Here is a 13165-nt window from a genome sequence, read left to right on the forward strand (position 1 = left end):
AAAAATATGAAAATAAAATCAGTTAAAGCAGTTCAATAATTTCCAAATTTTCAATTTTACCCAAATTCAAATCAAAACGCATTAAAGTGCGCACCTTGTGCCAGCCCTGTTTTCCTGCCGCACCAGGGTTTAAATGCAACAAATTCAACTTGGGGTCGAATTGTACTTTTAAAATATGTGAATGTCCACAAATAAAAAGTTTTGGCGGATTTACATGAATTTCCGGCTTTACCTGTGCCGCATACCGACCAGGATAACCACCGATATGTGTCATCCATACATCTACTCCCTCGCAGGAAAAACGGAGGTGTTCAGGACAACAAAGGCGTACATCCTTTCCGTCAATATTACCATACACACCCCGAAAAGGTTTAAAGGCTTGTAACTGCTCTACCACCGTAATATTGCCAAAATCTCCGGCATGCCACAGCTCATCACAAGCCTCAAAATGTCTGAAAACAGCATCGTCCAAAAACGAGTGTGTGTCGGAAAGCAATCCTATTTTTTTCATAATTAAAATGCTAAAAAGAAAGGATGCAACAAACTTTTATAGGCATCTGTATACCGTCCTTTTTCTTGATATATTACTAGTTCTTCCTGCTGTACCTGCGTCGAAGCTTCCCGATTTAAAACAATAAGTTTGCGGAATACCTCTGAATCATTAAAGGATTTTATTGCCATAACTGCCGCTAAAAACAAGCCTATTTTTTGGCCGTGCTCTACCAGCTCATCCGCTAATGTAGGAGGAATAATAAGGTGTAAGCTACCATAGGTATTCAAGTTATGTACGGCAAAATACAACAATTTAGTAAAGAACTCCATATCTGTATGTTTGGCAAGCTGCTTCCGCGGATCAGGATTGTGTAGGGAGCGGGTATAAAAGGGCGGATTACTTACGATAAGATCGTATAACACTCCGGTATTAAGCTGCTCAAAAGAGCAATGGTAAGCCTGTAGCCTATCGGCAAAGGGCGAATTGATAAAATTGGCTTGCGCACGTAGGCAGGCAGGCTCATCCACTTCTACAGCATGCAGCACTGCCGCAGGAAAACGCTGTGCCAGCATAAGGGATATTACCCCCGTTCCTGTACCGATATCTAAGATAGACTTTGGCTCTTTATGCCAGGCCTTTGCCCCCATAAGTACACCATCGGTATTTATTTTCATTGCACAATCAGCCTGATCGACTTCAAACTGCTTAAATCTAAAAACTGAACCCATAAGACACAAAGGTATATAATTTGGCGATTGCAAATTTTAATATAAATACATACTTTTAACAAAAAACAAGGTAATGGTAAAAAAAATAACCTTTATAATACTCCTTTGTTATGGACCAATTATCGTATTCGCGCAAAGCGCCTGCGAAAGAATTACCAAAGCTAGCATACAGCAGCTCCCGGAAATACTTATAGATAACGATTTTAACCAAATAAACTCCATTGCCAATACGTTAATGGCAACCTGCGAAAATAGCGAATTGGCGCTGCGTCTACAGATATTAACACAGCTTATCCAAAAGCAACCTACAGGCAGCACAATACGCAGGTATATTGAGGGGCAGTACGATGCCATATTAATTACACGCTTGGACGATGCGGTAAAAAAAGATGCGGAAAAATTATACAATGCTAACCCCGAAAAGTATCAGTTTATCCCGCTTAATAACCCTATAGACTCGCTGATACGTATCAAGGCGAGGGCATTATTACAATCGGATAGGTATGCATTAACGAAAGAAGAGCAAGCGATCAGCTACCTTTTCGCCGATTATATTGAGGAGTATTGGCATGAAATGGGGCGGAAGGAAAACCGTAAACCAACCGTAAGGAATACACAGGAACAAGATTATTGGGTTTCCAACATTAGTGGTGCTATCTATGCAGGATATTTTTTCCCTTTCACCAGTAATATTTACCAAAAACCAGCACCCGTTTTTGGGCTGGGTATTTCTACACCGATGTCTCGAAGTTTCATTTTTGAATTTCAGGCAAAAATGCGCATAAACACGGGAAATGAGCCTATACAAGTATACCACGAAAAGGAGATACGCACCATAAAATCAAGCACCAGCACCTCCTTTGGTGTACAAGTGGGGTATAAGGCGATGGATCAAAACAACTGGATTTTAATGCCTAAGCTGGGCGTAGCACTGGGGTTAATTCATACCAACCTGAAATCGAATGAATTTTATGTTGACGAATACGGATACCAATATCAAAGTGTCCGATATAACAATGTAAACACGCTACACAGCACGTTTGGTTTAACTTTGTTACATCGGATTGGAAGAAAAAACTACATCGGACTGGAAGCTAATTATCACCATATCCCCTATAACTGGGATAAAGATTTAATCACACCGATAAAGTCAAACTTCGGTAGTTTAGAGCTTTCATTTAGGTTTTAGTTCTTTAAAACCCGCTGTATTTCATCCAGTTTCATCAACGCTTCTACCGGCGTCAATGTATTGACATCGAGGTTATTCAACATATCTCGAATTTTTTCTAAGATAGGATCATCTATAGCAAACATCTGCAATTGATAAGCCTGTTTTTGAATTTTACGCATGCTATCTTTAATCTTTTCTCCGCCTGTCCGTTCCTGCTCTAAGCGCTTCAAGATTTCCGATGCCCGCTGTATAAGTTTTGGAGGCATTCCTGCGAGTTTGGCGACATGTATACCAAAGCTATGCTCCGAGCCACCCGGCACCAATTTACGCAAAAAGATAACCTTATTGTTTACCTCTTTAACGGTAACATTAAAGTTTTTAATACGTGGCATGGATGTACTGAGCTCATTTAACTCGTGGTAATGCGTAGCAAACAGTGTTTTAGCCCGTGTACCGGGATGCGAATGTAGAAACTCGGCTATAGCCCAAGCAATAGAAATACCATCATAGGTGCTTGTACCGCGACCAATTTCATCCAGCAGGATTAAACTGCGGTCCGAAAGATTGTTCATTATACTTGCCGTTTCGTTCATCTCGACCATAAACGTAGACTCGCCAGAGGACAGGTTATCTGATGCCCCCACACGTGTAAAAATCTTATCCACAAGCCCTACCCTGGCTTCCTTTGCCGGCACGAAACAACCAATCTGTGCCATCAATACAATAAGCCCTGTTTGGCGTAATAATGCTGATTTACCCGCCATATTAGGCCCTGTAATAATAATGATCTGCTGGGTATCGGGATCCAGGTAGGTATCGTTGGTGATATAATCTTCCCCTACAGGCAGATTTTTCTCGATTACCGGATGGCGACCACCTTTAATATCTAATATTTTACTGGTCGAAATCTCAGGCTTAACGTAATAATTCTTTTTGGCAATACAGGCAAAATTTAACAAAACATCCAATTTAGCCACCAGCTGTGCATTCTTTTGTATGGGTTTTATAAATGCCGCAATTTCAAACAACAATTCACTGTAAATGCGCGTTTCTATGGCTTGAATTTTCTCCTCAGCACCAAGAATCTGCTCTTCATATTCCTTCAGCTCTTCGGTAATATAACGCTCAGCGTTTACCAAGGTTTGTTTACGAATCCATCCCTCAGGGACTTTATCTTTATGGGTGTTGGTAACCTCCAAATAATACCCAAATACATTGTTAAAGGCAATCTTTAAGGAAGGAATACCCGTTGCCTCCGCCTCGCGACGCTGTATCTCCAGCAGGTACCCTTTGCCACCAAATGCTACCTTACGTAGTTTATCAAGTTCAGCATCGACACCATCGGCAATTACATTGCCTTTATTTAACGCCACTGGAGGGTCTTGCTGCAAGGTATGTTCTATTTTATCGCGTATAATAACACAAGTATCCATTTGAGCCGATAGCATCGCTAAAGCATCCGACTCAGGAATTAAGGTTTTTGCTTTTAAGTTCTCGATAGCATACAGACCACGTTTCAGCTGGGTTATCTCCCGCGGATTCGCTTTCTGCAGCCCTATTTTACTGATTAGGCGCTCTAAATCACCGACCTGTTTAATTTCGTCTACCAGTTCATGACATAAGCTGTTATGCTGACAAAAATAATCTACAACATTCAAGCGTTCCTCTATAGACTTCTTGTCTTTTAAAGGCATAACAAGCCAACGTTTTAACAACCGGGCCCCCATGGGTGATGCCGTTTCGTCCAATACATCGACTAATGTTATGGCATTCTCATTGGTAGATCCAATAAGTTCCAGGTTACGGATGGTAAAGCGATCCAACCACATATAACGGTCTTCTTCAATACGTGAAATATGGGAGATGTGCTGCAGATTACGGTGTTCCGTCTCATTGAGGTAATGTAAGGCTACACCTGCTGCAATAACCCCCACCGGCATACGGTCGATACCAAAACCTTTAAGTGAGTTAACCTCAAAGTGTTTCAGCAAGCTCTCTTCTGCATAATCGCCTGCGTAAGGCCATTCATCCAGCAAATAAGTGTAATACGAATTACCAAAATGTTCGACAAACTCCTTATGCTGCCTTCTCGACATAATAACCTCGGTAGGCTTAAAGCCTTGCAACAATTTATCGATATAACTCAGGTTACCTTGAGCCACCAAAAACTCGCCTGTAGATATGTCTACGAAAGAAATACCAATTGTATTTTTGTCGATAAACAAGGAAGCCAAATAGTTATTGCTTTTCTGATTTACAATGGTATCGGAATAGGAAACCCCCGGTGTTACCAACTCGGTAACGCCTCTTTTTACAATAGTTTTAGTTTGCTTAGGGTCTTCCAGCTGATCACATATCGCAACACGCTGCCCTGCACGAACCAATTTAGGGAGATACGTGTCTAGGGAGTGATGCGGAAAACCCGCCAACGCCGTTTCAGACTCGGTACCATTTCCTCTTTTTGTAAGTACAATTCCCAATATGCCTGCGGCTTTGATGGCATCCTCACCAAATGTTTCGTAAAAATCACCTACACGGAATAACAACAGTGCGCCAGGATACTTAGCTTTGATGCTGTTATATTGCTGCATTAACGGAGTTTCTTTCTTTGCCTTTGCCAATGGGAATTAATTTTTTGTGAAGCCGTAAAAATACTACAAATGATGCGATTTGACAAAAAATCTAGGGTATAGATAGGGCATTTCAACTATTAAAAACCTATTCCATTGTATATATACCTTTTGCTCAGCCTAATCATCGCAAGATCGTTGCTGTCGGGAACTAGAGCAGAGAATTTACGCACAATAGGCTAATGCGATTCAGCTACCCTAAACCCTGTTAAGTTCTTGAATTGCATACCACAGGAATTGAATTGCCTCAATAAAGCATTTATATTGTTATTTTTTTATTTTAGGTTTGCAACGAAAATTGAACAAAGCTATGGCTATCAAAAGAGGTAATATCAAAAAGAAAAATACTCCGGTAAGGAATTGGAAAAACCAAGTTAAAAAATGGTCCATCCGTGTGGTAGGTGGTTTTCTTGTCCTTACTTTGCTTTGGGTACTTGCATTAAAATTTATCAATCCGCCGATAACCCTATTAATGATAACGCGCGGATTTGAATGGAAAGCCGCAGACAAAGGTTTTAAAATTGAAAAAAAATGGTTGAATTATGAAGATATCTCTACAAATCTAAAAAAAGCAGCATTGGCTGGTGAGGACGCTCATTTTATGACGCATAATGGTTTTGATACCGACGCTATTTTAAAAGCAATGCAAAAAAACCAAGCAGGAAAAACCTTACGTGGGGGCAGTACCATAAGCCAACAGGTTGCAAAAAATGTATTTTTATGGCCAAATAGATCCTGGCTACGCAAAGGTTTAGAAACTTATTTTACATTTTTAATTGAAATATTTTGGAGCAAAAAAAGAATCTTAGAGGTCTATCTAAATGTCATTGAAATGGGACAAGGTATCTATGGTGCTGAAGCCGCTGCTCAGTATTATTTCAATAAATCCGCAATAAGTCTATCGAAAAAAGAGGCATCCTTAATTATTGCCATCTTACCGAACCCTCGAAAATGGGATGCCCGTAGGCCATCGATATATGTAAATTCCAGAGCCAACAGCATTATGCGTTACTTAAATCATTACGATATCCCAGAATAGTAGACTTGGCATTTTCTAAACCACAAACTCTGGTATTAATGCACCTTAACAGGCATACAAAATTACCCGAATTTGTGGTTTAGCAGGGCCTACTTAAGGTATTATGCAAACGGGTTTATCGACAAGTATGCTTTTATCGGTCGGTTTAAGTGCGCCAGTATTAACATCTCTTTGGAAAACATTTATCCGGTTGCTACCCTGATTTGTAACAAATACCCATTTCTCATTTCTAGAAAAGTTTATATTACGTGGGGTTTTCCCGCCTACGCTTTGCACATCCTGACTTATTAGCCTGCCATCCTTTTGTACGGAATAGGTAACGACCACATCTGCTGCCCCTCTATTGGTAGCGTACAGGTATTTTCCATCCTTCGTAATTTTAACATCCGCAGCCCCCTGCTCGCCCGAAAATCCTTCCGCAAAGATTGGCAATACCTGACTCTCTTTCCATCCATTAGCCGTATTTTTATATACCGCCAGCTCTCCTGTAAGCTCTAGCACCAGATAGAATGCCTTACCATCTTTCGAAAAGGTAATATGCCTAGGCCCTCCACCAGCTTTGCTGGCAATACGCTCTTGCTCCTGCAAGCGGAATGTACCATCTTTTTGCACGATGCTATACACATAAATAAGATCGCTTCCTAAATCGGATACAAAAACCCTACTTCCGTCGCGACTGAAAAAGGCGGAATGTATATGTGCACTTTCCTGGCGCGATTTGTTCACTCCGCCACCCTCAAATTGAATAAAATCATCCTGCGCTAAGAGGGCCCCATCTTTGGCCAGTCTAAATAAGCTCAACGAGCCACCGGCATAATTCGACACCAGCAATACCGGATCTTTCGGACTTATAGCGATATGGCAGGGGCTTCCCCCACCTGTTGGCAAGCTACTTATCTGTGTATCGGTTTTTAAATTATAAGCTACAATTTTACCGGCATTATCCTCATTTACCGCGTATAAAATAGGACCTTGCCGAGCTACAAATGACGGATTACTCATCTTAATCGATTTGTTAAACGTACTGTTTCCTGTTTTTTCATCTAGCGTATAAACATATACGCCTTCACTTTTTCCGCCATGGGTATACGTGCCAATGTATACCGGGTAAGTCTGCGCCTGAACACGAAGTGTCATGGTAGCAAGAACAACACCATAAAATATTATTTTCTGTAGTTTCATCATGCGTTTAAGGTTGGTTTAGCCCTATTTTTTTGCAAGTAGGGTATCAAATCTCTAAATGGTTTTTTTCTCGTTAAAAATAGTTAAATCCCTAAATGCTACATACCAAAGCAGTATCTTCGTTACACATTGTGGTAAATGATTTACAGAAACCTTACTATCACAAAATTAAAATGAAAATTACCGCTAATCCAAAATATTCTAATATTTTTGCATAGCATATATTGATTAACAAATTAATGAAAAAAATCTTAGGAATACTTGCTTTTCTAGTTACTTACAGTTCCTTTTGCTTAGCTCAAGACAAACTTATAGACCGTGTGGTGGCTACTGTTGGAAATAGCCATGTGTTACAATCGGACCTTGAAATGCAATACAACCAGTATTTAGCAAATAAAGGTACCCCGGATGTTAAATTTAAATGTTATATCCTTCAGCAGTTATTAACCTCCAAGCTATTGGCACAACAGGCCGTTATTGACTCGGTACAAGTTACTGATAGTGAAATAGACGACAACTTAAACGACAGAATACGCCGAAGCATACAACATTTTGGAGGTAAAGATCGGTTAGAAGAGTTTTTAAACCGCTCTATTCTTCAGCATAAGGAGGAAATGCGCCCTTTAGTTGCCGAGCAGCTTAAAGGCGATAAAATGCAACGTCAATTGGTATCCAAAATTGATGTTACTCCACAGGAGGTAAAAAAATACTTCTTAAGCTTAAATCCAGATAGTTTACCCTACTTCAATACAGAAATTGAGTATGCACAGTTAGTAATCGATCCGGTAATGACCAAGGAGGAGAAGGAGCAATTCCGTACCAAAGCCGAAGGGTACCGCACACAAATTATTAATGGTTCCGATTTTGGTACCATTGCCCGTTTATATTCCGACGATCCCGGATCGGCACCCTATGGTGGTGAGCTTCCATTTACGACGCGTGAAGGTTGGGTAAAAGAATTCTCCGCACAGGCATTTAAGTTGAAAGCCGGAGAAATATCTCCTGTCTTCGAATCCCAATTTGGTTTTCACTTTCTCCAAGTATTGGAACGCAGAGGTGAAGAGGTCAGTGTACGTCATATCTTAGTTAAAACAAAACCAACGGCATCGGCATTATCGCGTGCAAAAGCGAAAATCGATAGCTTATACGATCAGATTGTAGCGAAGAAAATTACCTTTAATCAAGCCGCTTCTTTCTATTCAGACGATAAAGAAACAAAATACAATGGCGGGGTGGTTACAAACATGGAAGACCGTTCTACCTTAATCCCGGTAGATCACCTGGATGATGTATCCGTATTTAATGCTATAGACCCATTAAAAGTCAATGAAGTTTCAAAATCTATCTTATATACCGACAGACAAAGCGGCGAAAGCTCGTATAGAATTTACTATTTAAAGTCGCGTATACCGCCGCATAAAGCTAGTTTAGACCAAGACTTTGCAAAGATCAAAGAGGCCGCCAGACAAGATAAGGTCAACCGAACGTTAAGTGAATGGTTCGAAACACGACGTGAAACCACATATATCGACATTAACCCCGAATATATGAACTGTGATGAATTAAAAATCTGGACAAAGAATACTAAATAGAATAAAAAAAAATGCTACCGATTGGTAGCATTTTTTTTTATTCTATTTATTTCTCAAACAACATTTCCAAAATTACACGCCATTGGAAGTCATCCTTAAGTTGCCAAATACGAATGTAATTAAACTTAACCGCCTTATCTTTACTGTGTACCGTAGCATCACCAAAAGAATAAGCATATTCCCCACTATAAGCGCGCCCCACCGAAAGTGGCTCCGTTTCAATATCAATACGTTGTTTTTTAAGGAAATTAAGCACGGTATTTTTACCCGTAATTTCCTCTTGCCAAGGGTAATAAAAGCGCACATCGTCGGCAAGAAACTCCGTATAGGCCGCTTGATTATCGGCCCGTAATACCGTAGCAAACAATTGATCTGTAGACATTACGACATCCTCACGTTGCTGCAAACGCACATTGGAACGGTGTTTCAAATACCAGGAGTCATCCGGCTCAAGGTACGATAGATCAGAAGATTTCCCTTTTCCATAATTTTCTACCTCGGCACGAAGATCCACTTTCCAATCGCCCTTTTTACCGCGTTTCCAAACGGTAAGGTATTGACTGTATCGCTTTATTGCGCCCACTTTTTGAAACTCCACCCTGCCCGAGGTTACCCCCCAATCCAAACTTTTAGAAACCAACGCGAAATTGGGTTCCCAAAGCATAACGTCAGGGATATTTGGTCTATTTGTTAAATAGTTATAGGCATTGACGGCAGAAGGCACATAAAACACCGATTGTTTATCTACAATAGACATAAGACCGGCATGAGGCGTTTCTGCCTTCGCTATATTTGCTGCATTTTTATCGGCCACAATAAGACCACCAACCTTTTCAGGTAGTTGCGCAAATGCTGCCTGCATGGGTAATAAACTACAAGCAAATAGAACGGTATTGAGTATACTTCTGTACTTCATTTAAATTGTTTGCAACAGCATTATCAAATCTTATTCCAAAGTGTTCCTTCTTTGCTGTCTTTTAATTGAATACCGATATTAGTTAAGGCCTGACGTATACGGTCAGAGGTGGTAAAATCCTTATTACTCTTAGCCTCATTTCGCAACGCTATAATCAAATCCATCAGGGGGTCTATATTATCGTTTGACGATCCAAACTGATCATCCTTTAACCCCATAATATCAAATACAAACGCCTGGGATATTTTCTTGAGATAAGCTAAACCTGCGGCATCAATCTGCTGCTTGCCATCAAAAATGGAGTTTATTAAACGTACCAATTCAAAGAGCTCCGCAATTAATACCGGGCTATTAAAATCATCGTCCATAGCCGCATAACAGCGTGCCACCAGGGCATCAACATCGATATCAAGCTTCGATTTTGAGGCTGGAACAATTTTATCTAATAACCCCAAGGCCGTCATTAAACGTTTATATCCTTTTTCTGCCGCCTCTAAAGCGTCATTAGAGAAATCCAAGGTACTACGATAGTGTGCCTGTAGCATAAAGAAACGCACAGCCATCGGCGAGTAGCCTCTATTTAATAAGGGATGGTTACCTGTAAACAGTTCTCCCGGAAGGAAACCATTCCCGGCCGACTTAGACATACGTTGTCCGTTTACGGTAAGCATATTGGTATGCATCCAATATTTCGCTGGCGAAACATGGTTACAAGCTTCCGATTGCGCAATTTCATTGGTATGGTGCGTTGCTGCAAGATCCATACCGCCACCATGAATATCAAACTGGTCACCCAAGTACTTACGGCTCATCGCCGAACATTCGATATGCCAGCCCGGAAACCCAACTCCCCAAGGAGAAGGCCAACGCATAATATGCTCGGGCTTAGCCTTAATCCATAGCGCAAAGTCTAAACGCCCTTTCTTTTCATCCTGCCCGCCCAACTCGCGCGTATTATTTAACAGATCGTCAAGGTTACGGTTTGTTAAAATGGTATAATTATGTGCTTGAATATACTTTTCAACATCAAAATAAACCGTACCGTTCACCTCATAGGCAAATCCATTTTCAATAATCTTCTGCACCATCTCGATTTGTTCCGAGATATGTCCAGTCGCTGTAGGTTCAATATTTGGCGGTAACGTATTAAACAAGCGTAACACATCATGGAAGCCTAAGGTATATTTCTGAACAATCTCCATAGGCTCCAGTTGCAAGAGTTTTGCTTTCTTAGCAAATTTATCATCCCCCTCATCATTATCGCCCTCCAAATGTCCGGCATCGGTTATGTTGCGCACATAACGAACCTTATACCCTAAATGTAGAAGGTAACGGTAGATTAAATCGAAAGATACAAAGGTTCTACAATTACCCAAATGTACATCAGAATATACCGTTGGACCACACACATACATACCCACTAGATTCGAATGTATAGGTTCAAATTTTTCCTTTTTACGACTCAGGGTATTATATACGAATAAATTGTGTTGCATATAGAACTTATGTTTAGCTGTAAATTATTTTTGTCTGAAATACACTTGAATAGGCACCCCTGTAAAGTCAAAGTTATCGCGTAATTTATTTTCAATAAAACGGCGGTATGGTTCTTTGATATACTGCGGTAAATTACAGAAAAATGCGAACATAGGTGCTCTTCCTGGTAATTGGGTAGCATATTTAATTTTAACAAATTTCCCTTTCAAAGCTGGCGGCGGATAGTTTTCAATAATTTCCAACATCACATCATTTAACTTCGACGTAGGGATTTTCTTTGTTTTATGCTGGAATACAGACATCGCTGTCTCCACCACTTTAAAGATACGCTGCTTCTCGGTAACCGAAGTAAAGATAATGGGCACATCGGTAAATGGCGCAATTTTCTCCTTAATCCGAGCTTCAAAATCTTTCATTGTTTTATGGTCTTTTTCAATGGTATCCCATTTATTAACCACAATAACAATACCCTTTTTATTCTTCTCAGCAAGGTGGAAGATATTGATATCCTGTGCTTCGATACCATCGTTGGCATCCAGCATCAAAATAACCACGTCCGAATCTTCCAAGGCTTTAATGGTACGCATAACCGAGTAGAACTCAATATCTTCGTTTACCTTATTTTTACGACGCAGACCTGCTGTATCTATCAATAAAAACTCATGTCCAAATTGATTGTAATGAATGCGGATAGAATCACGTGTTGTTCCAGCGACATCCGTTACAATATTACGATCTATACCCAGTAATGCATTTGTTAAAGACGATTTACCCACATTCGGACGTCCAACAATTGTAATCTTAGGCATAGTATTTTCTTCATCCTCCTCCTCAGGCTCCGGAAAATGAGAAACCAAAGCATCCAGCAATTCACCTGTTCCTGAACCTGTCGCTGCCGAAACGTTATAAATATCACCCAATCCGAAAGCGTAAAACTCGGCAGAATCGTGATGTAATTTCGCATGATCGACCTTATTCGCTACCACATAAATAGGTTTCGAACTGCGGCGTAACAGATCCGCAATTTCATCATCAAGGTCGGTAATACCAGTCGTAACATCCACCATAAATATAATCACCGAAGCCTCATCGATAGCGATATGCACCTGATCCCGGATAGCCTCTTCGAAGATATCATCCGAGCCGTGTACAAAACCACCCGTGTCGATAACGGTAAATTTCTTACCTATCCACTCCGCCGTTTCGTAATGACGGTCGCGTGTTACACCACTAAAGTTATCTACAATAGCCTTTCTACTCTCTGTAAGGCGGTTAAACAAGGTCGATTTCCCAACATTTGGGCGACCTACAATTGCAACAATATTTGCCATATTTTTCTTTTTTTATTTTTTCGCGCGTTACCCTCCCGGCAACTTATTTTATATAAAAATATAAAGGTACAAAGGTATGTAAAAGATTTTAGATCGTAGCGGCCTGAGGGGAGATTTTAGTACACTGTAGCGCACCAAAAAACAAAGTTATATCGGCGCTGCTCCAGCTTCTTAGGGAATGCAAACGAGCTGTAAAGGTGTAAACAACATAAATTAAAAACTAACCCTCCAACCCTCTAACCCTAGGGTTGCGTATTTACCTGGCGCAGCAGCCATTCAGCTAACAGCAGTATAAAGTTGATCATCCTAAAAAGCTGGAAGTTGGTGCATACAGACCTATAAAAATCTGGAAAACAAAAAAGTCCTATCTTTCGATAGGACTTAATTAGTAGCGGGGACCAGACTCGAACTGATGACCTTCGGGTTATGAGCCCGACGAGCTACCACTGCTCCACCCCGCAATATGCGATAAATAACTTTAAAAGGCCCTGCCTTAACAAGGCCTTTAATTTAGTAGCGGGAACCAGACTCGAACTGATGACCTTCGGGTTATGAGCCCGACGAGCTACCACTGCTCCATCCCGCA

10 protein-coding genes and 2 tRNA genes are annotated in these 13165 nt (G+C 40.6%); 3 read left to right on the plus strand and 9 right to left on the minus strand.

The genetic code is table 11. The annotated features are described in order from the left end of the window. Nucleotides 1-22: 22 nt before the first annotated feature. Both ACL9RF_RS15780 and ACL9RF_RS15785 read right to left on the minus strand, forming a co-directional pair. Nucleotides 23-511, minus strand: a complete 489-nt coding sequence (locus ACL9RF_RS15780; protein ID WP_422801601.1) for a metallophosphoesterase family protein — start codon at nucleotides 509-511, stop codon at nucleotides 23-25. Between the two features lie 2 nt (nucleotides 512-513). Continuing rightward, a complete protein-coding gene (locus ACL9RF_RS15785) occupies nucleotides 514-1221 on the minus strand; it encodes a tRNA1(Val) (adenine(37)-N6)-methyltransferase (RefSeq protein ID WP_422801602.1) in 708 nt (235 codons plus the stop codon). Between the two features lie 73 nt (nucleotides 1222-1294). Here ACL9RF_RS15785 and ACL9RF_RS15790 point away from each other — a divergent pair, with 73 nt between their 5' ends. Next, entirely contained in the window at nucleotides 1295-2410 is a 1116-nt protein-coding gene (locus ACL9RF_RS15790) for a hypothetical protein (RefSeq protein ID WP_422801603.1), read from the plus strand. Here the strand turns inward: ACL9RF_RS15790 and mutS are convergent. Continuing rightward, nucleotides 2407-5013 (minus strand): DNA mismatch repair protein MutS, encoded by a 2607-nt coding sequence (gene mutS, locus ACL9RF_RS15795; protein WP_422801604.1) that lies wholly within the window; start codon nucleotides 5011-5013, stop codon nucleotides 2407-2409. The two genes, ACL9RF_RS15790 and mutS, sit on opposite strands and share 4 nt — an antisense overlap. Before the next feature lie 319 nt (nucleotides 5014-5332). Between mutS and mtgA the strand changes: the two genes are divergently transcribed. Continuing rightward, on the plus strand, nucleotides 5333-6061 hold the full coding sequence (gene mtgA, locus ACL9RF_RS15800) for a monofunctional biosynthetic peptidoglycan transglycosylase (protein ID WP_422801605.1): 729 nt from the start codon (nucleotides 5333-5335) through the stop codon (nucleotides 6059-6061). A 93-nt stretch (nucleotides 6062-6154) separates the two neighbouring features. Here the strand turns inward: mtgA and ACL9RF_RS15805 are convergent, their stop codons facing one another. Further along, on the minus strand, nucleotides 6155-7246 hold the full coding sequence (locus ACL9RF_RS15805) for a lactonase family protein (RefSeq protein ID WP_422801606.1): 1092 nt from the start codon (nucleotides 7244-7246) through the stop codon (nucleotides 6155-6157). Nucleotides 7247-7482: 236 nt separating this feature from the next. Here ACL9RF_RS15805 and ACL9RF_RS15810 point away from each other — a divergent pair, with 236 nt between their 5' ends. Next, complete coding sequence (locus tag ACL9RF_RS15810; protein ID WP_422801607.1) at nucleotides 7483-8835, plus strand: peptidylprolyl isomerase; 1353 nt, start codon at nucleotides 7483-7485, stop codon at nucleotides 8833-8835. 46 nt (nucleotides 8836-8881) lie between these two features. Here the strand turns inward: ACL9RF_RS15810 and ACL9RF_RS15815 are convergent, their stop codons facing one another. The 5 genes from ACL9RF_RS15815 to ACL9RF_RS15835 all read right to left on the minus strand — a co-directional run bounded on the left by ACL9RF_RS15815 (nucleotide 8882) and on the right by ACL9RF_RS15835 (nucleotide 13165). After that, entirely contained in the window at nucleotides 8882-9751 is an 870-nt protein-coding gene (locus ACL9RF_RS15815) for a DUF4440 domain-containing protein (protein ID WP_422801608.1), read from the minus strand. A gap of 23 nt (nucleotides 9752-9774) precedes the next feature. After that, entirely contained in the window at nucleotides 9775-11247 is a 1473-nt protein-coding gene (gene cysS, locus ACL9RF_RS15820; RefSeq protein ID WP_422801609.1) for a cysteine--tRNA ligase, read from the minus strand. 24 nt (nucleotides 11248-11271) lie between these two features. Further along, entirely contained in the window at nucleotides 11272-12579 is a 1308-nt protein-coding gene (der, locus tag ACL9RF_RS15825; RefSeq protein ID WP_422801610.1) for a ribosome biogenesis GTPase Der, read from the minus strand. 389 nt (nucleotides 12580-12968) lie between these two features. Next, nucleotides 12969-13040: transfer RNA gene (locus ACL9RF_RS15830), tRNA-Met, on the minus strand. 53 nt (nucleotides 13041-13093) lie between these two features. Next, nucleotides 13094-13165 (minus strand) — tRNA-Met (locus tag ACL9RF_RS15835).

Source organism: Sphingobacterium sp. Mn56C (assembly GCF_049319645.1).
In the GTDB taxonomy this organism is placed as follows: Bacteria; Bacteroidota; Bacteroidia; order Sphingobacteriales; family Sphingobacteriaceae; genus Sphingobacterium.